The organism is Yinghuangia sp. YIM S10712, assembly GCF_051388935.1.
Lineage (GTDB): Bacteria > Actinomycetota > Actinomycetes > Streptomycetales > Streptomycetaceae > Yinghuangia.
Map to the genome: position 1 here is coordinate 528,360 of NZ_JBPKBI010000003.1, position 24,912 is coordinate 553,271.

Sequence of the window (24,912 nt, forward strand, 5' to 3'; positions counted from 1 at the left end):
ACTCCTCGGTGCTTTCGAGTCGCAGGGGTTCGTCGCGTCGCCGGTGCGCCGCAGCGTGGCGACGTCATCGCGCCCACCCGATCGACTCGTTCGTGATGTTGCGCATCGACGCGGAATCCCAGGGCACGAAGGCGCCTTCGAGGCTTGTCGGGGCACGCGACGGCGGCTGACCGTCGGTCGGCAACTCGATTCGCCAGTCCCCGTCAACCCACACGACCGTCCAGACGGCTTGCATGACCGGTCCGCCCTCGAACTGCTCTGTCACAATGCCGATCCGCGCATGTTCGAGACTGTGCTCCAGCACACGGAACCCACGTGGCCGGGCGATCTCTTCGCCGGTGGGAACGGATTGGGGACGCGCGTCCGGCCCACTTGTCGATGTGCGTTGCCGGATGTACGCGTCACGCCCAGGTCCGGGAGCGAGGAGGTACTGAACGGCGGCACCCCAGTCCGCCGTGTGTCGGTAGCGCCAACTGCCGTTCAGCGCGGCGAAAACAGCGCCGGCCGGTGTTCGGGCATAGCAGCGTGCGATGCCACCGGCGACCATGGCGGGCCCTACGCTGGGCGAGAAGGGCAGAAGCATTCCGTCCAGGCTCCGCCAACGTGTGTCCGGCGGTTGCGATTCGGGCGGTTCGGTTCCCTGCGCCGCCGGTGGGGCACACGATCCGGCGGATTCCAGTGCCGGAGACGAGCCTGACACTGCACCAACCTGTGTGGGGTCAGGCGGTCCCGAACCAGACCCGGCACCTGTCGGAGCCCGGTCGGAAGAGACCGAACTTGGAGGCAGCGGGTCGGCCACCAGACCGAAGAGCGCCGCGAAGGCCACCAGGCCGATAAATACGGCGGAAGCGATGAAACCCTTTTCCCTAAAAAGGCTGTCGCTGGTCCGACCGTCTTCGTCTTCACGCGATCGCCGCCACCACAACGTCAACGCCTCCAGCCCCGGCTGGTCATCAGACGAACTCGCGGATCAGGGCCGCCCCACTGCCGATGAGGATCGCCGCCGCGATGATCCACGCCAGACCGATCACGTGCTGGCCGCCCTCGGCGCCGCTCTTGTGTGCCATCGCCATTCGAGCAGCGGCCACCAGCACGGCGATGCCGCAGATCATCATGACGATCCACGTGCTCCAGTCCAGCAGCTTTGTCACGCCGTCACCGATGCCGCCGGGAGGCTTTCGCGGGACCCCATCCTCGAGTTCGTCGGGCCCTTGGTTGCCGACGCCCCCACTGGCGAGGTACCAGCGAAGGAATTCTGCCTTCATCGTGTCTCCTGTTTTGCTGAAACCAGATGCGACAGATCGGTCGCAAGACGGGCTGTCTCCCTGATTGGGGCGCCGCCGTGCCCCGGGCCCGCGGATCGCCAGGCTTCGACCCATGGAATCCGCCATAGTCGGGGAACACCACCGGCCACGAACCGCAGCGACTCACGTAGGTCTTTGGGAAGTCGCCCGGGTGCATCCGCGACTGCGACCAGGCCCAGGAGCACGACACCGTTCGCGTGCCCGGACGCCCATTGCCGGGCGGCTGTCTGAGCCGCGGTCAAGCCGCGCACATGTGTGCGGGCCACGAGAATCACATAGGTCATGCCGCTGTCCGGCCGAACGGGCCAGGCCCGGATACCGGAGTCGGCGCCGACGCCCACCGCCTGGCTGATCGTCGTCGTGCCCGCTCCGCCATGGCACCCCACCCACCACCACGGCGCCGAAGGCAGCTCATTCGGAGTCCACAACGGCAAGCCACCGTGACTGGGCGGGGTGAGGCCGGGGTGCGGTGCAGCCGGCCCAACGCGGACATATGACGGTCGTCGCACCTCCTGGGCGACAGGGGCTGCCGCCACCGGTTCCGGAACCCAGGGGTTTTTTTCGAGTGGCTCCTGCTGCCGGTTCATTCCTCCCCCGGTGGTGCTTTCAGCGGTGCAAGAGGCCGCATGCCTCTGCGGATCATAAAGAGGATCAGAAGAGAAGTTCCGTGGCGATGCTGGTCGCCGAGGTGGCGAGAAGGCATCCCGCCATGACCCAGAAAACACCGAACACCTCGCGCCGCGGATTACCTTCCAAGTATCCGACGACGATTTTTGCCGCGGCGATGATGAGTCCGAGAGCGCAGATGAAGACCGTGATCCACAGCGCATAACTGATCATTTCAACGAGAGGCTGCTTGTACGCCTTCTCATATTTCTCGACTTCATCCGCCAGAAGATATGATTGCACCTCACAACTCCACCGCCTGCCCGCAGAATCCCCCGCATCCGGCCGGCCTGTTCGACTCTCGGAAACTCAGGCTAATGCCCTCGTGCGCGCGCGATCTATCCGACTCCCGCCATATGCACGGTTGTCGCATATCGGATACCACTCGGCATGCCGGAGAAAAATGCTTGCCGCCACGATCCCTGCGCCTTCTCTCTCCAGTAAGGTCTTGCTACGAAACCTGCTTCGCCCGACACGCCCGCCGGGCGATTCTGATCCGAGTCGCCACTGATGGCAAGGCCGCAGACGGCGGAGAAAGGATGCAACTATGCCCGTGGTCGGGAGCGCCGTCCAGTCACTGCAGCAGAAGTATGAAAACTTTTGGGAGAAGCGCAATCAGCTCAACAAGCTTCGCGCCGATGCCACGTATGTGGAACTCAACGCCAGATTGAAAATGGCCCGGAACGGACTCCGCACGAAAAAAGCCTTCGAGGCTGGACAGGAACGGGACGAGCGGCGGCGGACAAAGGCTCATATCGCCGTGATCGCGAATTCCACGGGGCCCCGGCTCCTGGGGGCGCCCAAAGCTCTGAAGGCTCTCGACAACCTGAAACGATATGCGAAGGGACCTCGGGAAAAAAGAGCGGACGATCTCGTCCGCACCATGCTTGACGCCGCCTTGCGAGGCAGCTATGCCCGGAGCTCGTTCATGCTCCATGACTTGCGCACCAAATATCCGCAGGCCCCGCTCGGGCACGTGACTCGCACCCACGAAAAGTTGCGCATGGCTGTCACCAGCGACAAGGAGCTGTAATACGGCCTGCTGCACCACGCCCGGGGGTATGGCGGAAAACAACCAAAAGTTCCGGCTCCGCCGTCCCCGCCGCTCAGCCGCTGGTCATCTCGTTGAGGATCAGGTTGAACTCCTTGAAAGTCTCGGCCTCGTCGAGGCCGGCCAACCTGAGGCCTTTGCCGTTAGCGTTGGCCGTCCAGCGATTCACGGTGAAGTTGGCCGAGCACAGGCCCTCGTCCGAGATGTACGTTGCCGTCACGCTCGACGAGCCCACCATGCCGTCGCGGACGACGCTGAAGACGTAGCCCTTCTGGAACTCAGGGAGCTTGTAGAAGGGGCTGTATGTGGCTGTGGGCTGCGCCTCGTTCTTTTGCTTCAGGTGAGCGGACAAGCGGTCCTGCATCTGGTCGATGTTCGTGTACACCGGCTGGCAGTTAAAGGTGATTTCGTACTCGGCCTGGCCCGCCTTGAGGTCCTTGACGGGGACCCTTTCGGTGCGCCAGCCGACGCAGGCGTTCGTCGGCCCGTACGCGGGGACGGGCTTGGTCACCATACCGGGTTTGCCGTAGTCGGCCAGCGCGCTGGTGTAGGAGGAGCACTTTGCGGTGGCGACTCGGCTGAGGGGCATCGCCGGGTGGGGGAAGTCCTCGAATTCCAACGTCTCCCACAGTCCGGGCGAGGAACTCGGTTTTGCGTTTGTGCCTGCTCCTCCCGGCTGAGCGGGGCCGCTCGCGGAGCCTGCTTTGCCTCCGGGCGAGTCGCCGACTCCGGGCTCGCCGCCGGGGGGTCGGGTCGGATCGTCGGAGTCCCCACCGCAGGCGGTCAGGACGAGGAGCGAGCACAGCGCGGCGGCGGACAGCGACCGGCGCCTCCCGTACCGCTTGGCGGCGGAATTCCGGGGGACGATTTGGGAGTTCACGCGCATTTCCTTTCGTGCGCACGGGAGTCGGTGTCCGCAAGGGGTTGCTGCGGGGTGCCGTCGGACGACGAGGTCGGCCCCGCGGCGCTGGGCCATCGCCGCGCGGGCTCCGAGCGGTCCACGTGCGCTGTGCGCGGCGTCGACTCGGACCACACGAAACCTGCGGTCGTGGTGGAAACCGCCCGGAGTCGCGATCGCCCGGGCGACTACCGTGGCGCGGTGCCTACTTCGCCAGCGGGGCGTTGAGTTTCTTGCCGCCCTTGCCGGTCATGAGGCATTCCAGGGTGCGGTCGTTCTCGTTGGCCCAGGAGGTCGCCGTGGGCCCGCGCGAGGTGTACGCCAGCTCGTCTTTGTTGGGTTGGCGGTCGAGGATGGGGAGCAGCAGCTCCTTGCACTTGTCGCTGATGTCCTTCTCGTACGTCGCGGACGACGGGTTCGTCGAGTCGGGCAGCGTGTAGACGGCTGCCACTTCACCGAGGTGCACGACCGAACAGGGCACCTTGGTGAGAACGTCCTTCGTGAAGCTGTTGACGCAGTCGCCCACTTCGTATTTCTCTCTCGCCTCCGCCTTCGAACTCCCGGTCGGCTTCGGGGCGGTGGGCGCACCGGCGGCGGAGCCGCCGGTCGGCGATTTCGACGAGCCGCCCGTTTCGATGGTGAGGGGCGGCAGTGTCAGGGGTTTCAGAGACGGCATCGCCGGCATGGACGGCGGCGGAATCGCCGGCCCGCCCTTGTCGTCGTCGCCGCCACAGCCGGTCAACGCGAGCATCGCCGTGGCGCAGGAGGCCGCCGCAACGGTGACCAGGCGTGCGGATTTCCTCGGGGAACGCTGGGGACGCATAAGGAACGGGAACCTCTCGTGGGGGAATGACCCGCACGAGTCTGGTACCGGCGATCGGCTCGAATGTGAGGGGAATTCATCTTGATTTCCCGGCATTCACATGAGCCCGACGAAGCGCCCTATCGAACACCGTCGGGATGCGCTTCGCAATGTGACCAAGAGTATATCCACAATACGCCGAGACATGGCACCGATCTTTTACGGAGAACGCCGGCCGTGCATTCCGAGTGGAGGTTGAGCCCTACGCCCGGGGTGTGGGCAGGGCGTGCTTCGAGTCTCGGTGGGGAACGAGCTGCGGGTCGGCGGACCACGGCGCTGGTCACGGGCGGGCGGATCGTGACTTCCGAGTGCTGGATCAGCCGTTGGGGCCTCGGGCCATACGGCGGCGCCCGGTCGGCCGTCCACTCGACCACCCACCTGCTGGGGCGGCGGCACGGCACAGCCCGGGGCGAGTCGCCGTGCTTGGCGATCGCCCGGGCGACTTCCGTGGCGTGTCGTCTACTTCACCAGCGGGGCGTTGAGCTTCACGTTGCCCTTCGTGGTGACGATGCATGACAGGGTGCGGTCCTTGTCCTCGGCCCAGGACTTCTCGGTCGGGCCGCTCGGCAGGGGCGCGAGATCGCCCGCGTTCGGCTGGCGGTTGAGGATCGGAAGCAGCAACTCCTGGCACTTCGCGCGGATGTCTTCCTTGTACGTCGCGGTCGACGGGTTCATCGACTCCGGCAGCGTGAAGATCGCCGCGACCTCCCCCACGTGCTCCTCCGTACAGGACGCCTTGATGAGGCTGCCCGAGGCGGACTTGCCCAGACAGACACCCACCGTCGTCAAGTCGCCCGGTCCCAGTTTGGTGCTGCCGGCGCTGGGCTTCGGGGCGGTGGGCGCTCCGGCGGCGGTGCCGCCGGTCGACGGTTTCGACGAGCCGCTCGTTTCTATGGTGAGGGGCGGCAGCGTCAGGGGTTTCAGAGACGGCATCGCCGGCATGGACGGCGGCGGAATCGCCGGCCCGCCCTTGTCATCGTCGCCGCCACAGCCGGTCAGCGCGAGCATCGCCGTGGCGCAGGAGGCCGCCGCGACGGTGACCAGGCGTGCGGATTTCCTCGGGACATGCAGGGGACGCATAAGAAAAGGACACCTCTCGTAAGGGAATGACCCGCACGAGTCTGGTACCGGCGATCGGCTCGAATGTGAGGGGAATTCATCTTGATTTCCCGGCATTCACATGAGCCCGATGAAGCGCCCTGCCGAACACCACAGGGATGCGCTTCGCAATGTGCTCAAGAGTATATCCATAATACGCCGGGACATGGCACGGATCTCTTACGGACAACACTGAAACTGCATTCCGAGGGGCGCTTGAGAGGATGGGCACGGGGCTACGGAGGGGCATGGTCCGCGCCACTGTACGCGAACGGGACGCGGGCGAACTCGCCTGGTGTTACGCCGGGTTCGAGTTCGGCGCCCACGTGCCGAGCACCCTTGACCGTACGGTGGGCCGTGAGTGCGGCAAACATAACCCGCGTCGTGTACAAGATCGTTCTCGATCTCACAACGCGGGTGTGGGTGTTCCGCGGCCGACCCCGTACGGCCGACCCGTGCGGCCGACCGCACGGGCGACGGCAACGGATCGGCCAGGAGGCACAGATCTTCCGACAGGTCTGTCGCGTACCGCTGTCACCGGGCGACGCGTCGGCCGCACGAAACGGTGCGGCGGTCGTCAGCGATCGCCCGGCCTCCTTTCTCACCCGCCGAGCATGGCGTTCACGATGAGGCCGAACTCCTTGAACGTCTCGGCCTCGTCGAGCCCGACGTACTTCAGGCCCTTGCCGTTGTCGTTGGGTGCCCAGCGCTTCGCGGTGAAGCCCACCTGGCACAGGCCCTGGTCGGTGAGGAAGGTTGCCGTCACACCCGAGGAGCCATTGGTGCCGTCGCGGTGCACGGAGAAGGCGAAGCCCTTGTCGAACTCCGGCAGCCGATACAGGGGGCTGTAGGTGGTGCCCGGCTTGGCCTCGCTGACGTTCTTCTGGTAATCGGTCAGCCTGTCGCCGATCTGGTCGAGGTTTTCGTATACGGGGCTGCAGTTGTAGCCGATTTGGTATTCCATGTGCCCCGCTTTGATGTCGCGGATGCTGTCCTCGTCACCGGTGCGCCAGCCGGTGCAGTCGTTCGCGCCCGGGAACTCGACCGTCCCCTTGCTCTCGATCATGCCGCCCGACGGATGGTTGCCGTAGTCGGCAAGCGCCGCGGTGTAGGAGCGGCAGTCGGCGACGTTGAGCCGGGCCAGCGGCGGGGCCTGGTGCGGGAAGTCCTTGATCTGCGACTGCATCCCCTCCCACTTTCCGGGGGTGGACCCGGGTTTGGGCGGGAGGGTGGGTTTGGGAAGGGTGGGCACGGAGCCCGAGCCGGGCAGGCTCGGTCCACTCGCGTCCCCTCCCAGCTCCGGAATTTTGCCGTTGGCCGCGTCGCCGAGGCCGTCGGAGTCCCCGCCACAGGCGGTCAGGACGACCAGCGAACTGACGACGGCGGCGCAGACGGACAGACTCTTACTGCGGCGGCGTTTGACAGCGGACGCCGCCGCATGGAGAGCGCGGTTGTTCATGCGCGCAAGTCCCTTCGGATTACGGGGAGTTCGGGGGGAGTCCGCAGCGACGGGCCGGTACACGTCCGAGATACGAAGAGGACGCATGCCAAAGAGGGGCCTCCCGCGTGGGAATGACTCGCACGAGTCTGCTGCCGACGATCGGCTCAAATGTGAGGGAAACACACCTTGATTCCCGGCACTTCCCATGAACGCAGTTCGGGGTAATTCACCGAAACGAAAGCCGGGTGCGCCACGCATGATGAATGCGCAATGAACAGTGTATCCGGATTACGACGGGACGTGGCGCGGATCTCTTCCCACTTGTCGCCGGCGCGGCCCCCGCAGCGTCGCACACACGAACAACGCTGCGTTTGAGGGGTTTTCCGCTGCTTCCAACCAGTCGACTTGCGTATGCTCAGGGCCTCACGCAGGCGTGCGCATCGCGCCAGGCGGCATCGACGCAGCACGTGACAACGCGATGTGGATACGGTCGGCGGCCCGGCATGCCACGCTCCCGGCGCACGTCCCGGCCCGACGGGAGCTGAGGCCATGGTGGACGAACGCGAAGAAGCCACGGGCAGGGCGGTCCCGATGACGGGCCAAAGGTCGATGCCAGGGGTGCCCCGCGAGTCCTCCGCCACCCTGCCCGCAGACTTGTCCTCGGCCCTGCAACGCGGACACGACCTGCGTCACATGCACCGGCTCGCGACTCGGACCGGAGCCGAACAAGCACTCGTACGCTGGCTCGCGGAGCGCACCGGTTGTTGGATCGCGCTGCTGGACCAGCACGGCGTCGTACGCCAGGGCCGGGGGGCCGACCAGTCGGCGGGAGCCACCGCGCCGAGCGACGTGCTGCGCGAGGCCGATGTGGCGGAAATGCTGGCGCAGGGGCGTAGTTCGGCCGTCCTCGATGTGGGCGACCGTACCGGTGTCCTGATGTCGGTCCCCGTCTCGGGGGATGCGCCGGTCACCCCGACACGCAGAGTCCTTGCCGCCGTCGGTGCCCGGCCGTTGCCCGAGGGCATGACGCAACTCCTCGCCGACGCCGTCCCGTTGATGGCGATCGCGGTTGCCATGGCCGAGGCCGGACAAGCCGCCCGCCACGTGCAGGCGGCCGACAGCCGTATCCGGGAGTCCGTACTCCATCTGCTCATGTTCGGAGAGGTCGCGACGGCCCGCCAGGTCGCGGGCGCGTTGGGCCCCCCGCTGCCGGACTCCGCGCGCGTCCACGTCGTCGAATGCGCCGCGCCCGCACGCGATCGCGTCGCCGCCTTGTACTCCGAGGCAACCGGCGGCCAAGCCTGGGTCGTGCGCTGCCCGGTGTACGACCAGCACCTGGTCGCGGTCGTCCCCGCCGACACCGGCACCGGCGACTTCGCGCGTTCGACCACGCGCGCGATCCCGGGCATCGTCGTCGCCGTGAGCGACGTCGTCGCGCTGCGCGACACCGCCGCGGGATACGAACAGGCGTTCCATGTCCTGCCCGTGGCTCGCGAAAATCCCGACCGCCTGGGCAGCTTCAGCCCCACCACCGAACTCGCCGCGCTGGTGGGCCCGTCCGGTGCGATCTGGGCACGACGGCTCCTCGATCCGCTGTTGGGCTACGTCCCCAAACGTGCCCAGGATCCCGGGCAGGACGAACTTGTCACGACTGTCCGCGGGTGGCTTGCCTTCTGCAGCGGCGTCACGCGCTATTTGCGGCTGCACCGCAACACAGTCTCGGCCCGGCTCCGCCGCGTCGAGGAGATCCTCGGCCTCGACCTCGACCACGTTCCCCACCAGGCCGCCCTGTCCCTGGCACTGCGCGTCCACGCGCTTCCACGCACCCATGCGGCAGGGGCGCGGCCGTCAGCCGATTCGACCGGCGTCGGTTCCGCACCGAGTGGCAAATCGTTTGTCCACCCCACGCTGGACGATGTGCTGGCAGGGCCGGCGGTCGCGGAATGGGCTCGTACGCAACTTGCCCGCGTCGACGCCTTCCCCTGGGGCTCCCGCACGCTGCTCACCTGGCTGGAGGCCGACGCGCGGCTCAGCGCCACCGCCCGGGCACTGGGGATCTCCGTGACCGGCACGCGAAAGCGGCTGACGCGGCTCGAAACCGCCCTGGAACGCTCGCTGTTGCACACCCCGTCCGCACGCCACGACCTCTGGCTCGCGACGCGGTCCCTCGAACTCGCCGCCGCAGCAGAAACAGGCGGGCAGCAGCCGACGGATCTGCAACCTCCCCGGCGGACTGACAGGGCAAGCTGAACCTGCCGACGGCGACTGGGCCACGCATAACGTCGACCGCGGAGCCGCTCCGCATCCCAGTCATTCAAACCTCTTGCGAGGACGTCGGTGTCACATCACCTCGATTCCGAACTGGCCCGACAGGACCCCCGGTTGGACATCAGCGACGCCTATGTGTTCCGAGGGACAATGGGCACGGCCTTCGTCGTCGACGTCAACCCTGTCTCGGGTCCGGGCGGCTTCCACCCGGAGGGCGGCTACGAGCTCAAGATCGACACGGACGGCGACGCGGTCGAGAACATCACGTACCGCTTCACCTTCGGCGAGACCGGCTCGGACGGACGACAGGCCTGGCACCTGAGCCGTATCGACGGTGACGCGGCAACGGACCCGCTCGCGGGCGCGGCGAACCGCTGCTGGACGGTACGACCGACCCCACGGGCGGCGACCCCACGGCGATTGCGACCGGCGACGGGATCCGCGCGTGGGTCGGCACGGCTGCCGACCCCTTCTGGATCGAGGGCACGGTCGTGACCGCCGTGCGCACCGCGATAGCCGAGGGACGCCCCGTGCGGTTGGAGGACTTCGACCCTGCAGACGCCACGAACATCTTCGCCGGCACCGATGTCAACGCCATCGTGCTGGAAATCGCCGACACGGTGATGCCCGCGCCCCTGATCGGCTTCTGGGCCGCGACCGTCCTGCCGACCGACGCGGGCGGCCGGCGCCAGATCAACCGCTGCGCGCAACCGCTCGTCAACACACTCTTCGCGCTGGAAGACGCCGAACGGGACGTCGACTTCAACGCGACCCAGCCGCGCGAGGACCGCGAGCGCTACGGCGACGTCGTCGTACGCGACACCACCGCCGTGGTCACCGCGATGGGCACCATCCCGGACCCCAAGGCCCACGCGGAGGCCCTGCGGGACACGTTGTTCCCCGACGTGCTGTGGTACGAGGTGGGCACGGAAGCCCACTTCGCCACGGCCCGCCGCAACGGGCGTGGCCTGACGACGAACACCCCCGAAGTGATGTTCGAACTCGTCCTCGGCACCCCGGTCTCCCTGGGCCTCGACGCCACCGCCGCCGGCCCCTGCCGCCCGGAATTCCCCTACGTACCGAAGCCCACGACAAAGCCGGCCTGACCAAGGGCTTGTCGACGGCCCGGCAGAGAACGCTTGCGCCGCAGCCCCTCTCGGCGCAAGCACAGTGGCCCCCGTCCTCCGGAGCTGCGGGACGGGGGCCACCGCCGGCCTCTGGCCCACAACGCGAAATCGTTGCTCACCCGGGTGACGAGGCTTTTCCGGATCACAAGGCTTTTTCCGGCCCCTCACGCCCACGCTCGGTTGTCGGCGCTCCCTCCGACAGTCGAGAAATCCGACCGGTTGAGGATGTACGGTGAGGGTTGGTCTCAGGTGGGCCCGAGAGCACATCAGTTGTTTTCACTGTGCGCACATTACGTGCGTGGGCGCCCATGTCATGATGTGGAACCACTTCAGGAGATCCTTCAGCCGCGCGCCGGCGCTCTGCCATGAGTTTGGCGTCCACCTTCAAGACACAGCTCGCCGCCTCCTCCAGGAAATGCGCGAACTTCACCGTTCCGAATATTCTCTTGTTGAGGTCTCCTGTCGCAACCATTTGCCGAAGTGGCCGCTCCGCGCTCGACCGGAAGACGCCGGACACGAAAACCACCGGAACCTTCCCGGTTTTGATGACCGGAAGGAAGTCATCAAGTTTCGGACCGCTCCGACCGCCTTCGATGACGACAATCGCGCGGACACCATTCTGCAATGTCTCGTTTCGGTTCTCCCTCTGCCGGCCGCCGCCGACTTCGTACGAGACACCATCCGCGTGCTGTATGCCGCGGCGGAAGGCCTCATCGACGCCGAGGCCGCCGGCCGTGCGCCCCGCCCAACCCCAGTCAGCCATCATGACGCCGAACCAGAACGCATCTTGGTAAACAGGGTCGTGTTCCGTGACCGACTGCGGACCATAGATCGCAACAACGGGCCGGGGTATGCCGTTCGTGGTTTTGTCGGATCCGGCGATTCCTTTGTCCGTGTGGGCAGAAGCTTCCTCCGGGCCCGAGAAGTTCAAAGGCGTCGCGCCGATTTCCGCATCCGCGTTGCCCTTGGACTGTACTTCTTCTTCCCGCTTGTCATACATCCACTCATGCCCCCCTTGCCCTGGCGTCGACGTCGCCCGCATGTGGCGAATTCGGGCTCCCGGTCACCCAAATACCGTACGATCCGGGCCAGGCCTATCCGCTCCACGGTATATCCGCTTTGCGCCGCCATGTGGTGCTGCGCCTGCCGTGTCAGACTTTCCTGATCACCATGGGTATATGGACTGGACGTGCGGATGAGCTTTGACCTCGGTGTGTGGTTCGAAAGTCAGCGGATTTCCTCCGCGCAGGCTGCGAAAAAATACAACCGGTTGTGTGTCGACCAGGACTTGTCGGTTCTGGAAGCGGGTGACGTACGGCAATTCCTCGCCGATCTCACGGCACTGCACTCCGAACCGCCCGCGGACGCCGGGCCGTGGACCGCGCCGCCGGACGTCTCGGACCGGCATGTGATCATGCCGATCTCCTGGGGGCGGGCGAACGACGTGGCGCGGCAGGTCCTCGAACTCGCAAGCCGGCATGACTTGGTGTGCTTCGATCCCCAAGTCGGGGTTCTCCATGTGCCGCCGTCGCTGCGTGACCCTCGGGGATTGTTGCTGAAACCTTGCGAAGGACTTTCCGTCGCGGATCCCGAGCCGGAAGTGGTGAATGCGGCGGTACGTCGCATCTCGGCCCGGAACTGGTTCCTGATCCTGACGGAAGCGGACCAGAGGTACGTCCAAGTCGGGCTGGGACCCGACGCGGGGGTCGGGGCAGGCGAATTCTCGTTGGAGTTCCGCGACGGTTCGCAGGACCGGCACTTCCGCCGCGTCGTCGAGGATCGGGACGAAGTGCGGGCTTTCGTCGGTGGTTTCGCGGCAGATAGGCACGTGGACATGGACGTGCAGGGCTGGGAGAAGCTGGATTATTGGTAGGCCCTTGGGCGGTGGCATCCAGGCCTGACCCGTCCCCGGCGTTCCAGGTGGCTACTTGGCTCTGGCTTTCTCCATGCGCCTGGCTCTCGTCGCCCGAGGACTTTCGATGACAGCCGTCCTGTTCGATGCGGGCTGCTTCGACTGTGCGCGTCGCGCCATGCGGTTCGTCTTCCCGGCGTGTCCGCGTCGGTCGTGGTCGACGCTCGATGGATAAGGGCCGAAGTGGCAATGGGGATCCGTCCGTAGGGTGGCCCGTGCGCTTGGCGGGGCACCGGCCGGGCGCGATTCGCGGGCGGTTTCGCTGTTTTGAGGAGGGCTGGTGAGCATGACGGACACCGACGAGCAAGCGCCGGGCTGGGAGGCCATCGACGCGGCGCTGGAGCGGGTGTACGGACCGGGTGAGCCGTTCGGGCACCTCGCCACCGAGGTGCCGTACGCGCTCGGTGGGCCTGATCCGCTCGACGGGATATCCGTTTACCGTCGCGACCATCCGGCGCCGCACTGGCATTTCGTCGGCTACGGCATGTCGGAGCTGTACGAGAAGGAGACCGATGATCCGGAAATCTCCGGGTTCGGCTTCGAGTTCAGCCTGCGTGTCGCCCGCCGCGACGACAACGACGAAGTGCCGATGTGGGCTGCGGTGATGCTGCAACGCCTTGCCTCGTACGTCGTCGACAACCGCCCGTTCGCGCCTGGTCACACGATCCACGTCGCGCCGGGAACCTTCGGCGTGGACACTGAGACAGAGCTGGCCGCACTGGCGTTCGCGGTCGATCCGGACCTGGGCATCATCGACACCGCACACGGTCAGGTCGCGTTCCTCCAGGTCGCCGCGCTGACCGAGGACGAGTACGCCGCGGCCAAGGGCGGCCACACCCGGGCGGTGTTGGAGGCGATCGCGTCCCGAACCAACTCGTTGCACCTTGTGGACACCGCTCGTACGACGCTCATCTGAGCCGAACCGTATCCGTTATTCGAGCCGGTAACCGCGGTCGACGAACCCCTGCCGCAGATCGTCGAATTGCTGCTGTGTCATGTTCGCGGCTGCGCTGCCCGCGAGGCCCTTGAGGTCCTCCAGGGTCGTGTTGCGGGTGAAGCCGAGGCACGCCACGCGGCCGTTCGCGGTGAACTCCTGGAGGTGGCCGACGGCGGCGCGGTCCGGCGGCAGCGTCCCGCATGCGTTGACGTCGGTGCCCTGGAAGATGTCGACGATCCTCCAGCGCGCGTCCGGGCCGCTGCACGAGACGGGGTGGATTGGTTCCGTGACGAAGGCCGCCGCGGGCATGTCGATGCAGTCGTCGACGTTCAGGTTGGCGAGGACAGTCCGGGGATCGGGCGCGGAGGCGGTGGGCCGCCGGGTGGTCGGGGAGTTCGAAGGCGAGGTCGACGGTGACGTGGACGACGATGCGGACGGCGACGCCGACGAACTCTTGGACGCGGTGCCGGTCGCACTCTCGGTCGGGTCCGCGACCTTGCCGCTGTCGTCGTCCCCCTGGGTGATGAGGACGACCGCGACGATGATCCCGGCGATCACCACGACGGCGCCGATCACGGCGGCGATGATCGCGTTGCGGCGGCCCCCGCCCGGCGGAGGAGGAGGTCCGTACGGGTAACCGCCCGAGGGCGGCCAGCTTCCGCTCGGCGGGCCTCCCGGCGGCATTCCCGGCGGCAAGGGGCCACCGGGCGGGGGCGTCTGCCAGCTGCCGGGCGGGCCCGGCACGTTCGGGGGGCCGGCCGGGTATCCACCGCCGTTCGGAATCGACATGCACGCTCCCCTTGAGCATCGGATCCGGTCCATCAGTCGGACGCCCTGCTTCCGGCTGACCGGAGACCGCCGACAGGCGGAGGTCCGACGTCATCCGGAGCCTGTGCGCGGCGGCACAGCGAGGATAAGCTGTGCGCTCTCGCCGAGGGGACCCCGCCCTGGGACGTTCACCTGCTGGTGACTCCGTGTCCTTCTCGGTCGCCGCATCGGTGGCCGGGCCGTGACGCCCACCGGTTCCAGGTACGGAAACCCGGCTCGGGTCGTTCGACCGCGGACCGTCATGCCATCGATGTGCCGCCCTTCGTGATCTTCCGAAACGCCTGCGCAACACGCTGTCACGGTGAACGGACCTCAGGAAGCGGGGAGTTCCTCAATCTCACCGGCCTCGGAAGCCTGCGGCGACGAGCCCAGCGCCCGGGCGATGTCCTCGCCGCCCCAACCGCTGTCGGTCCACCACAGCAGGCGGACACCGAACACGTTCCGCAGGGTTTCCGTTGTCCAGTCCTCGGCGGGTGGCTCGGCCAACACCAGATACCGGCGGTCGGCGGGGCGCGGCAGAGTGTGGTCGACCTCCTGGAGCCGCGTCGCGCCCGCGCGAAGGTCCGCGTAAGCCGTCGCCCCGGCGCCGAGGACTTCGTAGAGGACGACGCCGTCCGGACCTTCCCGGACGACATCCGCAACCGGCGAGTCGGTGGGTTCCAGCCCCGCCCAATACAGGGCGGCCTTCAACGCATGCCGTACCGCCTCGTGCGTGTTCGCCTGCCGGTCGGCAACCGCGGCCGACGTCAGCGCGTCCATGAACGCGTCGCTCGGCGCGGCACGACGCGCGGTGGCGACGGGACCGGTTGCGGGCTCGTCGCGTACGGAGTCGGCGGGGTTCAGTTCGTTCTCCTCATGTGATCGTTGTCCGGGTACGCTGCCGCCCTCCGCCGCCGAGCCGTACACGTCGCCTCCCGCATCAGGCTCGGCCGTCTCCGCACTCGTTCGCTCGGCGGCGTCCGCAGTTTCGACGGTTTCCGCGGCCTCCACGGCGTCCCCTGTGTCCGCAGCCTCCACGGCAAGGGAGGAACCGCCTCCGGCTCCCCCCTGCTCAAGAACCTGCCTGGCCTCGGCCAAGGCATCAGCCCAGGCCACGAACGCCGGCGCGGAGACGAGGCCGGCGCCCGCCCGTCCCCATCGGGCCGCCTCACGCGTGCTGTGCGCGAGATCGCGCAGGCTCGCCAACCGCTCCGCGTCGGGCGAACCCAGCAGCCGCCAGACGGTCAGCCAGTCCGCGCGGTCCCGGTTCAGGCAACCGTTCGCCAGTGCCTTGAGCTCCACAAGTCGCCCGGCCGCATCGGCGGGCACATCCGAGCCGCCCTCGGCGATCTCCGCCAGAACCCCGAGCGCCGCCGCATAGCGCGCCGCCGCCGTCTCAAAGACCGGTCTGCGCCCGAAGTCGCTTGCCGAGAGCCGGTATCCGCGTCCCTCCTCGCGCTCCACCCAGCACTCCAACTCGTCGCCGACCGCGGGCGACGCCGAGCCGTGCCGCACGACGAGGTGCAGCGGCCCGGCCACGTCGGCGGATACGGCCTGAACCTTCCACACGCCGCCCGCCCCTCGGCTGACGACCTTGACCCGAAGCGTGTCCCCCACGGTCAGCCGGTCGGGCTGCGGCTCGGCTTCACCGGCCGTTTCCCCGAAACCGTCCTCGTCCGAGCCACCCGTAAGCGCCGTCGGCAGCGGCAACGTGTGGAACACGGTCAACGACTGCGTGCTGCGGGTCAGGGCCACGTACAACTGCCGCAGCCCGGCCGGTCCACCCTCCGCGATCCGTGTCGGATCGAGGACCAGCACGTGGTCGAACTCCATGCCCTTGGCCTGCGACGCCGTGAGCACAAAAACCGACGCACGAGCCGCGGACCCGATGTCGTCCGTCGCGTCGACCCGCTCGCGCACCCGGTCGTGCCATTCGGACCCGTCGGGCACGATGACCGCGATCGACCGCGGAGTGCGCCGGTCGTCGGTGCCGACGAGACGGACGACGCGGGAAACCGTCGCGTCGAGCAGCTCCATGACCGTCGTCGGCACGAGGCGTACGGCCTCGCCGTCGGCCCCGCGCACCGCGAGCGGAAACGGCGAACCCGGCGCCACGTGCCGGGCCAGTGGCCGCACGAAGTCCATGATCTGCGCCGGAACGCGGTAACTGATGTTCAGCTCCGCCACCTGCCATGCCTTCTCGTCGGCGAACAACCGGCCCAAAGACTCCCAACCCGCGTACGCGTGCGGCCCGGTCGCCTGGGCGAGATCGCCGACCACCGTCATCGACCCGGTGGGGCACCGCCGCGCAAGCGAACGCGCCTGCATGGGCGTCAGGTCCTGCGCCTCGTCCACGACGATGTGACGGTAACGCTGCGGGAGTTCGCCGGTGATGAGGAACCGCAGCTCTTCCAGGCACACCAAGTCGTCCAGCGTCCAAGCCTCTTCGGCAGCGCTCTTGGCGCGCGTACGGTGTAGCGCGGCCTGTTCGTCGTCGCCCAGCACTCCCGACGCACACTCACGCAGCCGGGCCGGGGAATGCAGCAGACTCCGCAGCGCCTCTTCGGGACTGAGCGCGGGCCAGATGCGGTCGACCACACCGACGACCTGCCGGTTGCGCTCCAGGTCCCGGCGCATGGTCGCACCGCGCCCACGACGCGGGGCGACCTGCACCAACACGTTGAGAAGTCGGTCGACGAGCAGATTGCGGAACCGGTCCCGGCGCGTGCGGTACGCCCCGCCTCCCTCCCGCGCGCGTTCCAGCAGCGCCAGCATCTCCGAACGCGGCAGCCGCAGCGACGTGCTGCCGACCGCGACCACGAACGCCGGCTCGATCTGACCGGGCGCCGGTGCGCCGAGGACGACATCGAGCGCGTCCGGCCGGCACTCCGCCTCCACGCGGCGGCCGAGAACGGCGGCCATGCGCTCGTCCGACTTGACGAGCCGCGCCTCCGCGGAGTCCGTGCCACGGATCTCCCCGGGCCACAGCAGCGCGAGCTGAACTGCCGTGACGTTCCGCGTGCCGAGGGTGGGGAGCACGCGCCCGACGTAGTCGAGGAAGCCCTGATGTGGACCGACGACCAAGATGTCCTCGGCCTTGAAGTGCCCGTTGTCGACAAGCCACGTCACACGGTGCAGGCCGACCGCGGATTTGCCGGTGCCCGGACCGCCCTGCACGACCAGGACACCTTCGGGGGCGCCGGTGACCAGCGCCATCTGGTCGCGCCGGATCGTCTCGACAATGTCGCGCATGCGCCCGCTGCGGGAGCGGTGAAGCTCCCGCAGCAGGAACTCGTCGACTTGGCGGGGCTTCTTGCGCACTTTGCGCTCGATGTCGCGCGGGGACGGCACGAAGGGACGTGGTTCATCCTCCGGCGCGGGGGTGTCGACAGCCGGTTCCTCCTGCGGAAGGGCGTCGTCGTCGTGCACCTCGGTGGGCTCCGCAGCCGAGGCGATCTCGTCGAAGTAGTCCTCAACCGTGCGGCCTGCACAGCGCAACTGTCGGCGCAGGCGTACGTCTCCGGGGTCGTCGGGCAGCGCGTTGCGCCACTTCGCAGCCATGGGATTGGTCCAGGAGACCACCACGACGTCCTTGGTCTCGGAGTCTGTGACGAGCCGGCGCCCGATGTACCAGGTCTCCAGGTCGTCGCCGGTGCGCTCCTCGACATCGACGCGGCTGATGACCAGCGCCTCGTCCCCGAGTCCGCCGTACGACTCGGCCATGGCCTCGGCGGTGCTGCGTGCGCCGATACTGTCCTTGCCACTGGCTGCGGCCTGGGCGGCCGAACTCCCGGTCAGCGCCGCCAGGGAGGCTTCATAGCAGTCGTACGCCCGGTCGACGGCCTTCTGTTCGAACGCGATGACCGCCTTGCGCGGTGTCGGGCTCACGCGCGTCCCCCTTCCCCCGGTGGCCTGCGGGTGCCACGCCACGCCTACAACCGTTCAGTGTCCTCTCCCCAGGCGACATCACTGAATCATGGCGGACGACGCATAACGTACGCCGTGTTCGGCCGACGGGTGCCAGGTACGGGCGATCACATCGGGGAAATCGGGCCTGCCAGTCCCGAACTCGGGCTCACCGACAGTTTTTTGGCACCGCCACTTCAGCGAAAACGACCTTGCCGGCGGTGGCGCCCGCGCACACGCCCCACCGGGTTGCGAGTGCGGCGACGAGCATGAGCCCGCGTCCGCCTTCGGCGTCGGTGCCGGCGTTCGGCGGACTCACGGGTCGTCCCGGGTGGGAGTCGCAAACCTCGACACGGATGCTGCTCTCGTCGCTGTCGTAGGACAGCCGGAGCTCGAACTGCCGTCCGGGAACGTGTCCGTGGAGAACGGCGTTGTTGGCGAGCTCGGCGACGACGAGCGCGACGGCGTCGGAGACGGGGACGCCGTACGGGAGCCCCCATTCTTCGAGTTGGTGCGCGGCGAGACGGCGTGCGAGGCGGGCGCCGCGTGCGGTGGCCGAGAACTGCTGGACGAACGTGTGGTTGGACGTGCTGAGTTGCTTCGGGAGCTTTGCCATGGCGCAGAGAGTTCCCAACCAGGCAAGACCCATGGCAGGGACCGGACCAGTACAAGCGGTACTGGGTGAGTTAACTCTATGGACTCTTAGAGTTGCCGTGAGTGACCATCGGGGGCAATCGGCACGCACAGGAGGGGACCCGCGATGACATCAGAGCCGGGAGGCACAAACTCTCAGCACGAACTGTCCGACAGCCTCAAGACGTTCGGCGCGGTACTCAAGGCCCTGCGCGACGAAGCCGGCCTGACACAGGAGTCTTTCGCGCCACATGTGCGGTACTCGCCCGGCTATATCGCGAAGATCGAGCAGGGAAAGAGGTTTCCACCGCTCGACCTGCCCGAACGCTCGGAAGACGCGTTGGGAGCAAGCGCCACGCGGGTGCTGAAGGCGGCGGCGAAGTCACTCACCCGCAAAACGGGACTTGTCCGAGAGTTCCTTCGATGGGCGGGAATCGAGGAAGACGCGTTGTCGCTTTGCGCATACGAATGCCGCGTAATTCCAGGGCTGCTGCAGCCCGAGGCGTACACCAGGGCGATCTTCGAGCGGAGGATGCCCCCGGCATCTCAGCAACAGATCGACCAACAGGTGGCCGCCCGGCTGGAACGGCAACGTCTTCTGGCGGATAGGCCGAACACGGCGTTCAGCTTCATCATCGAACAGGCGGTTCTGGAACGGCGCGTGGGAGGCATCGAGGTCACACGGGCTGTCCTCGGCCACCTGCTGGATCAGACCAGTAGGCGAAACGTGGAGATCCAGGTCATGCCCCTGCGTCAAGAGGATCACGCAGGAACTGATGGCGTGATCTACCTGTCGGAAACCAGCCAGCACAATTGGATCGGGTACTCCGAGGGACAGCAATACAGCGTGATCATCTCCAACCCGAAAGACGTGAGCGCCCTGTTGCAGCGTTATGCACAGTTGCGTTCACAGGCGCTCAACAGTGAAGCTACGGTGAGCCTGCTGGAAAGAATGCGAGGAGCACTGTGAGCGACCAAAAGTTGGCGTGGTTCAAGAGCAGCTACAGCGGCAGCACGGGCAACAACTGCATCGAGGTCGGCACGCTCCCCGACAGCATCCACGTCCGCGACTCCAAAGACGTACGGATCACCCCCCTCGTCCTCACTCCCGCCGCCTGGGCCGCCTTCACCACCGGGGCCTCGAACTCCTGAACTCACACCCTGGATCGGATGCGAGGCAACCCATGAGCAGCGAATCCCACTGGCGCAAGAGCAGCTACAGCGGAGGCGGCGGCGACAACTGCGTCGAGATCGCCGTCCGCCCCGAAACGATCCGCGTCCGCGACTCCAAAGACACCCGCATCACCCCCCTCACCCTCACCCCCACCGCCTGGGCCACCTTCACCGCTCGTACCTCCAAGCGCCCGCTTCCAGTCGCGTAGCAAACGCCGCCGCGACCGCCGTCGGCAGTGGGTCCCGAACCGGGCGGCCAAGAAGGTCCGCAAGGTCAGGGCAGGCCCCATCCAGGAATCCGTGACGAATACCCGTCGCGATCGAGGCGAGCATCGGTGGCTGGAACGGCAGCAGGCCCGCTGTTTCGTCGAGCAACCTGCGCCGGTACTCGCCCAACCCGATCGTGCGGTGCCGGACCGCGAGTTGATCGGCCACCTGTCCCGCCGTGATCGGCGTGCCGACGAGCTCGTAGACGCGCCCACCGTGCCGTACCGGATTCGCCGCAACGATCGCTGCGGCATCAGCAAGATCCTGCCGAGCGACCGCTGCCAGCGCGCCGGTGCCGAACGCGGACTCGACAGCATCGTCGGCCCACATCAGGAGGCTGCCGAAGAGTTCGGCGTACAGGCCGTTGCGCAGGATCGTCCACGCCAACCCGCTTGTCCGCAGCAGGCGTTCGGTCGCTCGGTGCGCGAGCGCGAAACCGAGATGGTCGCCGGCGCCCGTCAGACTCGTGTAGACGACGTGGTGCACGCCATCGCGGACCGCGGCGTCCAGGACCGCCGCATGCCGCCCCACGACCTGGTCGTCCTCCGCATAACCGGCGGAGATCAGCACCAGTGTCGACACACCCGCAAGGTCAAGGCTTCCGTGGTCGTCGAAATCGAGACGCCGCATCCCTTCGTCCGGCGTACGGCTGCCGCCCGCCGCAAAGATTCCGCGAGACCGCAGCGCGGCAAGAGTGGCCGAACCGAGGTTCCCGTTCGCTCCGGTCACCAAGATCATGTTTATCGCAGCCTTCCGCCGTGGTTCCCATCGGTAACTACGCTTGATCCTTGACCGCACGCCCACCGGCCACAAGAAGGTATTTCGATGTCACCCACGCACACCGCGGTAACCACCACCCCCGCCGACCTCGAACCCTGCGGACGCGAGGATCACCCCGACTGCGGCATCCGCGACGTCCTGGACCGCATCGGGGACAAGTGGTCGGTGCTCGTGATCGTCGAACTTGCGAGCGGACCACGCCGGTTCCGCGAACTGCAACGCGCCGTCGACGGCATCTCTCAGCGCATGCTCACCCTCACCGTCAGGAGACTCGAACGCGACGGGCTTGTCCTGCGCACCGTGTACCCGACCGTTCCGGCCCAGGTCGACTACCGCCTGACCCAGACCGGGGCCGGCCTGACCCACCTGGTCAAGGCACTCGCCGACTGGTCCCTCGCCCACCGAGCCGTCATCGCCGAAGCACGGCACGCGTACGACCGGACCCATCCCGACCACGACATTCGCTGACGACCACTGCCACTGCCATCCCCGCCGCAACCGCCAACGCCGTGCCTTCGGCTCTGCGAATCACGGCGGTCCGGCCTCAAGGCAGCGTCGGCCTCACCACCGCAAGGACCGCATCCCAAGGCCAACGACCAAGGCAGCAACCGCTGTTGCGGCCAGCGCCGCGCTGGTCCACGCGGCATGTGAGTAGTTGTTCGTCGCCTCCGTCACGGCTCCGGCCAGGATCGGGCCGAAGAACGCCCCCGAGTTCAGCGCGACCGTCGCGAACGCGCCGCTCAGAGACGGCGCTTCGGCCGCCACGACCATGACGCGATTGACGAGCGACGAGCCGACCCCGAACGACAGCGCGCCCTGCACAACCGCCATCGCGAACAACCACACCGCGTGCCCACTGGACACCGCCAGCACCGCCCATCCCGCAGGCAGCGCGCAAAACCCGACGATCAGTCCCCGCCGCAACTGCCCGTCACCGACACGCCCGGCTGTCGTGACACCGACGAACGCGCCCACACCGAAAACAGCCAGCAACCCGGGGACCACCCTGTCCGACAAATGCGCGACGTCCGTCGCGATCACGGCGAGGTAGGCGAACGTCCCGAACGTCGCCGCGTTCACGAGCGCAGCGAGCAGCATCGCCAACTGCACCTCACGCGAGCGGAGTTCCCGCGCTTCGCGCCTGATCGAGATCTCGTGCTCACGTCGCGCGGCCTCGGCGGGTGCCGATCGGAAGACGAGCCCGAGTGCGGGCAGGCACAGCACGGCGACCGCCCAGAACGCCGATCGCCACCCGGACCAGTCACCGAGCAACGCGCCCGCAGGCACCCCGGCGAGGCACGACAGGGTCACTCCCGCCAACAACGTTGCCGTGGCTCGCGGTTGCTTCGTCGGGGCCACCAACGCTGTCGCCACCGACATCGCGACCGCGAGAAAACCGGCGTTCGCGACGGCCGCGACGACGCGCGTCGCGAACAGGACCGGGAAACTCGCCGTGACCGCGCCGATCACATGGACGACAACGAACGCGACGAGGAATCCCGCCAGCGCCCGCCGACGCGGCCACCGCGCACTCAGCGCGGCCATGACCGGCGCGCCGACGATCATCCCGACCGCGTACGCGGATGTCAGGCTCGCGGCGGCCCCGACCGACACAGACATGTCGTCGGCGATGCCGGGCACGAGTCCGGCCAGCATGAACTCCGAGGTGCCCTGCGCGAAAACGGCAAGGCTGAGGACGTAAACAAACAGAGGCAAGGGTCGACTCCGGCGCTGAGCTACGCGGGCATGGACATCCGCGCGCGGGCGTCGACGTACGTCAACCGTGAACTGTGGTGAGCGTCGAAGCGGACCCCGGACACGCGGCAGCGCTTGTCCGGTCGCCGAAAGCAAGTCGACCGAGAACCGGTCGGCTACAGGTCAGAGCAGCCCTACTCGCCGCCGAACGACCGGCGGCCGGGCTCTGTCCGACTCAGGGCTCGTCACCCAAGGCACTGTAACCGCGACGGTTCGACCCATCAACGGAATACTCGCGGCGCGAAGCGTCGAGCTACTCCAGGACCTGAGGTTCCGCCGTGCGATACGCGTCGGCGCCATCCGCGCCCAATCCCGCGAGCAGGCGCAGCCCGTCCTCGGCCGGGCTGCCGTGGGCCGCCGACAGAACCAGCAGTTCCATGCCTGACTCGTCAGGCAGCGCGAAGTTCTCCTGGTGCAGTTCCAGCAGTCCGACCAGCGGGTGCCGGTACGCCTTGCGTCCGTGTGTGCGGGCCCGCACGTCCGCGCGGGCCCAGAGGCGGCGGAAGCGCTCGCTCCCCATCGCCAACTCGCCGATGAGCGAGGCCAGGCGCGGGTCCTCGGGGTATTTGCCGGCGGCCAGGCGCAAGTGCCCGACCACATCGAGGGTGCATTTCTCCCAGTCCGCGTACAGTCCGCGCTCGGCCTCCTCCAAGAAGATGTGCCGGGCTGTGTTCAGGCCCTGCGTCGGCCGGCCGTAGAGGAGCGCGGCAAGGCGGTTCCCGGCGAGCACATCCATGCGGTGGTCCATGATCAGTGCGGGTGCGTCGACGACCAGGTCGAGAACGCGCAGAAGCTCCGGCCGGACCCGTCCGCCCGGCGCCTTCGCGCGGCGGCGGCGCTGCCGGGCGAGCCGGTGAAGGTGCCCGCGTTCGGTCTCGTCGAGGCCGAGGACGCGGGCGAGCGCGTCGAGGACCTGCTCGGAGGGCTGGGTCGCGCGGCCCTGCTCCAGGCGTACGTAGTAGTCGACGCTGACTCCGGACAGGTGCGCGACCTCCTCGCGGCGCAGCCCTTCGACCCGCCGGCGGTTGTCGACGGGGATGCCGACGGCCGCCGGGTCGACCCGGGAACGCCGGGTTCGCAGGAAGCCCGCGAGATCGTCCATGCCGCCCAGTATGGGCGCGGTGGTGGCGCGCGAACGTGGCCCTGCTGTTACCAGGAAGTCCTGTCCGTCGGAAGTGGCGCCCCTGAACGCTGGGCGCCGTGGCGCCCAGTATCGAAGGCACCGATGCGAAGGAGCCCCTGTGAAGACCCTGATCGTCTACGCCCACCCCGAACCGAAGTCGCTCAACGGTTCGCTGAAGGACCTCGCGGTGTCCACGTTGGAGAACGCCGGGCACGAGGTTCGCGTGAGCGATCTGTACGCCATGAACTGGAAGGCGGTCGTGGACGCCGCCGACTACGGCCCCGAAGCCTCACGTCCGCTGCGGGTCGCCCCGGACTCGGGCCGGGCCTTCGACGCCGGGACGCTCACCCCGGATGTCCTCGCCGAGCAGGAAAAGCTGCTGTGGGCCGACATGATCATCTTCCAGTTCCCGCTGTGGTGGTACACGATGCCCGCGATCCTCAAGGGCTGGGTGGACCGGGTGTTCACCTACCACTTCGCGTACGGCGTCGGGGAGCACAGCGACACCAAGTACGGCGAGCGCTTCGGCGAAGGCACCCTCGCGGGCAGGAAGGCGCTGCTGTCGGTGACCGCCGGAGGCCCGGAGCCGCATTACGCGGCTCGCGGGATCAACGGCCCCATCGACGATCTACTGTTTCCGATCCACCACGGCATCCTCTTCTACCCCGGCGTCGAGGTGCTGCCGCCGTTTGTTCTGTACGGCGCCGACCGCATGACCTCCGAGGACTTCCCAGACGTCGCCAAGGCATGGGAACAGCGCCTGCTCACCCTGGAGAGCACAGAGCCAATCGCGTTCCGGCGACAGAACTTCGGCGACTACGAGATCCCCTCACTGCACCTCAAGGAGGGGCTGGAGCCGGCGGGCCGCAAGGGTTTCGGGCTGCACGTGCGCGGCTGACGCCGG

27 protein-coding genes are annotated in these 24,912 nt (G+C 67.6%); 12 read left to right on the forward strand and 15 right to left on the reverse strand.

Going from position 1 to position 24,912, the window contains the following annotated elements:
• Positions 1-64 precede the first annotated feature (64 nt).
• The 3 genes from ACRX5W_RS11750 to ACRX5W_RS11760 all read right to left on the reverse strand — a co-directional run bounded on the left by ACRX5W_RS11750 (position 65) and on the right by ACRX5W_RS11760 (position 1,645).
• A complete protein-coding gene (locus ACRX5W_RS11750) occupies positions 65-265 on the reverse strand; it encodes a hypothetical protein (protein WP_436787972.1) in 201 nt (66 codons plus the stop codon).
• Positions 266-953: 688 nt separating this feature from the next.
• Positions 954-1,265 (reverse strand): hypothetical protein, encoded by a 312-nt coding sequence (locus ACRX5W_RS11755; RefSeq protein ID WP_436787973.1) that lies wholly within the window; start codon positions 1,263-1,265, stop codon positions 954-956.
• Positions 1,262-1,645 (reverse strand): DUF6668 family protein, encoded by a 384-nt coding sequence (locus ACRX5W_RS11760; RefSeq protein WP_436788049.1) that lies wholly within the window; start codon positions 1,643-1,645, stop codon positions 1,262-1,264. The genes ACRX5W_RS11755 and ACRX5W_RS11760 overlap by 4 nt, the downstream gene beginning before the upstream one ends.
• On the opposite strand from ACRX5W_RS11760, the gene ACRX5W_RS11765 reads away from it, so the two are divergent.
• Positions 1,587-1,748 (forward strand): hypothetical protein, encoded by a 162-nt coding sequence (locus ACRX5W_RS11765; RefSeq protein WP_436788055.1) that lies wholly within the window; start codon positions 1,587-1,589, stop codon positions 1,746-1,748. The two genes, ACRX5W_RS11760 and ACRX5W_RS11765, sit on opposite strands and share 59 nt — an antisense overlap.
• 207 nt (positions 1,749-1,955) lie before the next feature.
• Here the strand turns inward: ACRX5W_RS11765 and ACRX5W_RS11770 are convergent, their stop codons facing one another.
• Positions 1,956-2,213 (reverse strand): hypothetical protein, encoded by a 258-nt coding sequence (locus ACRX5W_RS11770; protein ID WP_436787974.1) that lies wholly within the window; start codon positions 2,211-2,213, stop codon positions 1,956-1,958.
• Between the two features lie 304 nt (positions 2,214-2,517).
• On the opposite strand from ACRX5W_RS11770, the gene ACRX5W_RS11775 reads away from it, so the two are divergent.
• Entirely contained in the window at positions 2,518-3,003 is a 486-nt protein-coding gene (locus ACRX5W_RS11775; protein ID WP_436787975.1) for a hypothetical protein, read from the forward strand.
• A 73-nt stretch (positions 3,004-3,076) separates the two neighbouring features.
• Here ACRX5W_RS11775 and ACRX5W_RS11780 read toward each other — a convergent pair whose 3' ends face one another.
• The 4 genes from ACRX5W_RS11780 to ACRX5W_RS11795 form a co-directional block, all read right to left on the reverse strand.
• Positions 3,077-3,901 (reverse strand): hypothetical protein, encoded by an 825-nt coding sequence (locus tag ACRX5W_RS11780; protein ID WP_436787976.1) that lies wholly within the window; start codon positions 3,899-3,901, stop codon positions 3,077-3,079.
• Positions 3,902-4,124: 223 nt separating this feature from the next.
• Positions 4,125-4,742, reverse strand: coding sequence for a hypothetical protein (locus ACRX5W_RS11785; RefSeq protein ID WP_436787977.1), 618 nt, complete (start codon positions 4,740-4,742; stop codon positions 4,125-4,127).
• 498 nt (positions 4,743-5,240) lie between these two features.
• Positions 5,241-5,861 carry a hypothetical protein gene (locus tag ACRX5W_RS11790; protein ID WP_436787978.1) on the reverse strand — a complete coding sequence of 207 codons (621 nt, stop codon included), beginning with the start codon at positions 5,859-5,861 and terminating at the stop codon, positions 5,241-5,243.
• Between the two features lie 619 nt (positions 5,862-6,480).
• Positions 6,481-7,338, reverse strand: coding sequence for a hypothetical protein (locus ACRX5W_RS11795; protein ID WP_436787979.1), 858 nt, complete (start codon positions 7,336-7,338; stop codon positions 6,481-6,483).
• A 531-nt stretch (positions 7,339-7,869) separates the two neighbouring features.
• Here ACRX5W_RS11795 and ACRX5W_RS11800 point away from each other — a divergent pair.
• The 3 genes from ACRX5W_RS11800 (at position 7,870) to ACRX5W_RS11810 (ending at position 10,694) form a co-directional block, all read left to right on the forward strand.
• The gene (locus ACRX5W_RS11800) at positions 7,870-9,570 is read left to right on the forward strand and encodes a helix-turn-helix domain-containing protein (RefSeq protein WP_436787980.1); all 1,701 of its coding nucleotides are present in this window, start codon (positions 7,870-7,872) and stop codon (positions 9,568-9,570) included.
• Positions 9,571-9,657: 87 nt separating this feature from the next.
• The gene (locus ACRX5W_RS11805) at positions 9,658-10,083 is read left to right on the forward strand and encodes a DUF4331 family protein (RefSeq protein ID WP_436787981.1); all 426 of its coding nucleotides are present in this window, start codon (positions 9,658-9,660) and stop codon (positions 10,081-10,083) included.
• Positions 10,065-10,694: a DUF4331 family protein gene (locus ACRX5W_RS11810; RefSeq protein WP_436788050.1), complete on the forward strand. Its 630-nt coding sequence runs from the start codon at positions 10,065-10,067 to the stop codon at positions 10,692-10,694. The genes ACRX5W_RS11805 and ACRX5W_RS11810 overlap by 19 nt, the downstream gene beginning before the upstream one ends.
• Before the next feature lie 163 nt (positions 10,695-10,857).
• Here ACRX5W_RS11810 and ACRX5W_RS11815 read toward each other — a convergent pair whose 3' ends face one another.
• A complete protein-coding gene (locus ACRX5W_RS11815; RefSeq protein ID WP_436787982.1) occupies positions 10,858-11,715 on the reverse strand; it encodes a hypothetical protein in 858 nt (285 codons plus the stop codon).
• A 195-nt stretch (positions 11,716-11,910) separates the two neighbouring features.
• Between ACRX5W_RS11815 and ACRX5W_RS11820 the strand changes: the two genes are divergently transcribed.
• Complete coding sequence (locus ACRX5W_RS11820; RefSeq protein ID WP_436787983.1) at positions 11,911-12,588, forward strand: hypothetical protein; 678 nt, start codon at positions 11,911-11,913, stop codon at positions 12,586-12,588.
• Positions 12,589-12,913: 325 nt separating this feature from the next.
• The gene (locus ACRX5W_RS11825; RefSeq protein WP_436788051.1) at positions 12,914-13,543 is read left to right on the forward strand and encodes a suppressor of fused domain protein; all 630 of its coding nucleotides are present in this window, start codon (positions 12,914-12,916) and stop codon (positions 13,541-13,543) included.
• Between the two features lie 15 nt (positions 13,544-13,558).
• On the opposite strand, the gene ACRX5W_RS11830 is transcribed toward ACRX5W_RS11825, so the two are convergent.
• From ACRX5W_RS11830 to ACRX5W_RS11840, 3 genes are all read right to left on the reverse strand, one after another.
• Positions 13,559-14,140 (reverse strand): hypothetical protein, encoded by a 582-nt coding sequence (locus ACRX5W_RS11830; RefSeq protein WP_436787984.1) that lies wholly within the window; start codon positions 14,138-14,140, stop codon positions 13,559-13,561.
• Between the two features lie 564 nt (positions 14,141-14,704).
• Positions 14,705-18,259, reverse strand: coding sequence for a HelD family protein (locus ACRX5W_RS11835; RefSeq protein ID WP_436787985.1), 3,555 nt, complete (start codon positions 18,257-18,259; stop codon positions 14,705-14,707).
• Between the two features lie 187 nt (positions 18,260-18,446).
• Positions 18,447-18,893, reverse strand: coding sequence for an ATP-binding protein (locus ACRX5W_RS11840; RefSeq protein ID WP_436787986.1), 447 nt, complete (start codon positions 18,891-18,893; stop codon positions 18,447-18,449).
• Between the two features lie 144 nt (positions 18,894-19,037).
• On the opposite strand from ACRX5W_RS11840, the gene ACRX5W_RS11845 reads away from it, so the two are divergent.
• The 3 genes from ACRX5W_RS11845 to ACRX5W_RS11855 are packed head-to-tail and all read left to right on the forward strand — an operon-like array spanning position 19,038 to position 20,292.
• A complete protein-coding gene (locus ACRX5W_RS11845) occupies positions 19,038-19,880 on the forward strand; it encodes a helix-turn-helix domain-containing protein (protein ID WP_436787987.1) in 843 nt (280 codons plus the stop codon).
• Positions 19,877-20,062: a DUF397 domain-containing protein gene (locus ACRX5W_RS11850; protein ID WP_436787988.1), complete on the forward strand. Its 186-nt coding sequence runs from the start codon at positions 19,877-19,879 to the stop codon at positions 20,060-20,062. The genes ACRX5W_RS11845 and ACRX5W_RS11850 overlap by 4 nt, the downstream gene beginning before the upstream one ends.
• Positions 20,063-20,094: 32 nt before the next feature.
• Positions 20,095-20,292, forward strand: a complete 198-nt coding sequence (locus ACRX5W_RS11855; RefSeq protein ID WP_436787989.1) for a DUF397 domain-containing protein — start codon at positions 20,095-20,097, stop codon at positions 20,290-20,292.
• Here ACRX5W_RS11855 and ACRX5W_RS11860 read toward each other — a convergent pair.
• Positions 20,252-21,088: an NAD(P)H-binding protein gene (locus tag ACRX5W_RS11860; RefSeq protein ID WP_436788052.1), complete on the reverse strand. Its 837-nt coding sequence runs from the start codon at positions 21,086-21,088 to the stop codon at positions 20,252-20,254. The two genes, ACRX5W_RS11855 and ACRX5W_RS11860, sit on opposite strands and share 41 nt — an antisense overlap.
• Before the next feature lie 87 nt (positions 21,089-21,175).
• Here ACRX5W_RS11860 and ACRX5W_RS11865 point away from each other — a divergent pair, with 87 nt between their 5' ends.
• Positions 21,176-21,598: a winged helix-turn-helix transcriptional regulator gene (locus tag ACRX5W_RS11865; RefSeq protein ID WP_436787990.1), complete on the forward strand. Its 423-nt coding sequence runs from the start codon at positions 21,176-21,178 to the stop codon at positions 21,596-21,598.
• 93 nt (positions 21,599-21,691) lie between these two features.
• Here the strand turns inward: ACRX5W_RS11865 and ACRX5W_RS11870 are convergent, their stop codons facing one another.
• On the reverse strand, positions 21,692-22,846 hold the full coding sequence (locus ACRX5W_RS11870) for a Cmx/CmrA family chloramphenicol efflux MFS transporter (RefSeq protein WP_436787991.1): 1,155 nt from the start codon (positions 22,844-22,846) through the stop codon (positions 21,692-21,694).
• 292 nt (positions 22,847-23,138) lie between these two features.
• The gene (locus ACRX5W_RS11875) at positions 23,139-23,987 is read right to left on the reverse strand and encodes a helix-turn-helix transcriptional regulator (RefSeq protein ID WP_436787992.1); all 849 of its coding nucleotides are present in this window, start codon (positions 23,985-23,987) and stop codon (positions 23,139-23,141) included.
• Positions 23,988-24,126: 139 nt separating this feature from the next.
• On the opposite strand from ACRX5W_RS11875, the gene ACRX5W_RS11880 reads away from it, so the two are divergent.
• Positions 24,127-24,906, forward strand: coding sequence for an NAD(P)H-dependent oxidoreductase (locus ACRX5W_RS11880; protein ID WP_436787993.1), 780 nt, complete (start codon positions 24,127-24,129; stop codon positions 24,904-24,906).
• Positions 24,907-24,912 lie beyond the last annotated feature (6 nt).

Coding starts and splice junctions, on each gene's coding strand:
- ACRX5W_RS11755 (WP_436787973.1), bottom strand. CDS start 1,265: ATGAAGGCAGAATTCCTTCGCTGGTACCTCGCCAGTGGGGGCGTCGGC.
- ACRX5W_RS11765 (WP_436788055.1), top strand. CDS start 1,587: ATGCCGCTGTCCGGCCGAACGGGCCAGGCCCGGATACCGGAGTCGGCG.
- ACRX5W_RS11775 (WP_436787975.1), top strand. CDS start 2,518: ATGCCCGTGGTCGGGAGCGCCGTCCAGTCACTGCAGCAGAAGTATGAA.
- ACRX5W_RS11785 (WP_436787977.1), bottom strand. CDS start 4,742: ATGCGTCCCCAGCGTTCCCCGAGGAAATCCGCACGCCTGGTCACCGTT.
- ACRX5W_RS11790 (WP_436787978.1), bottom strand. CDS start 5,861: ATGCGTCCCCTGCATGTCCCGAGGAAATCCGCACGCCTGGTCACCGTC.
- ACRX5W_RS11795 (WP_436787979.1), bottom strand. CDS start 7,338: ATGAACAACCGCGCTCTCCATGCGGCGGCGTCCGCTGTCAAACGCCGC.
- ACRX5W_RS11800 (WP_436787980.1), top strand. CDS start 7,870: ATGGTGGACGAACGCGAAGAAGCCACGGGCAGGGCGGTCCCGATGACG.
- ACRX5W_RS11815 (WP_436787982.1), bottom strand. CDS start 11,715: ATGTATGACAAGCGGGAAGAAGAAGTACAGTCCAAGGGCAACGCGGAT.
- ACRX5W_RS11820 (WP_436787983.1), top strand. CDS start 11,911: ATGAGCTTTGACCTCGGTGTGTGGTTCGAAAGTCAGCGGATTTCCTCC.
- ACRX5W_RS11825 (WP_436788051.1), top strand. CDS start 12,914: ATGACGGACACCGACGAGCAAGCGCCGGGCTGGGAGGCCATCGACGCG.
- ACRX5W_RS11840 (WP_436787986.1), bottom strand. CDS start 18,893: ATGGCAAAGCTCCCGAAGCAACTCAGCACGTCCAACCACACGTTCGTC.
- ACRX5W_RS11845 (WP_436787987.1), top strand. CDS start 19,038: ATGACATCAGAGCCGGGAGGCACAAACTCTCAGCACGAACTGTCCGAC.
- ACRX5W_RS11855 (WP_436787989.1), top strand. CDS start 20,095: ATGAGCAGCGAATCCCACTGGCGCAAGAGCAGCTACAGCGGAGGCGGC.
- ACRX5W_RS11860 (WP_436788052.1), bottom strand. CDS start 21,088: ATGATCTTGGTGACCGGAGCGAACGGGAACCTCGGTTCGGCCACTCTT.
- ACRX5W_RS11865 (WP_436787990.1), top strand. CDS start 21,176: ATGTCACCCACGCACACCGCGGTAACCACCACCCCCGCCGACCTCGAA.
- ACRX5W_RS11875 (WP_436787992.1), bottom strand. CDS start 23,987: ATGGACGATCTCGCGGGCTTCCTGCGAACCCGGCGTTCCCGGGTCGAC.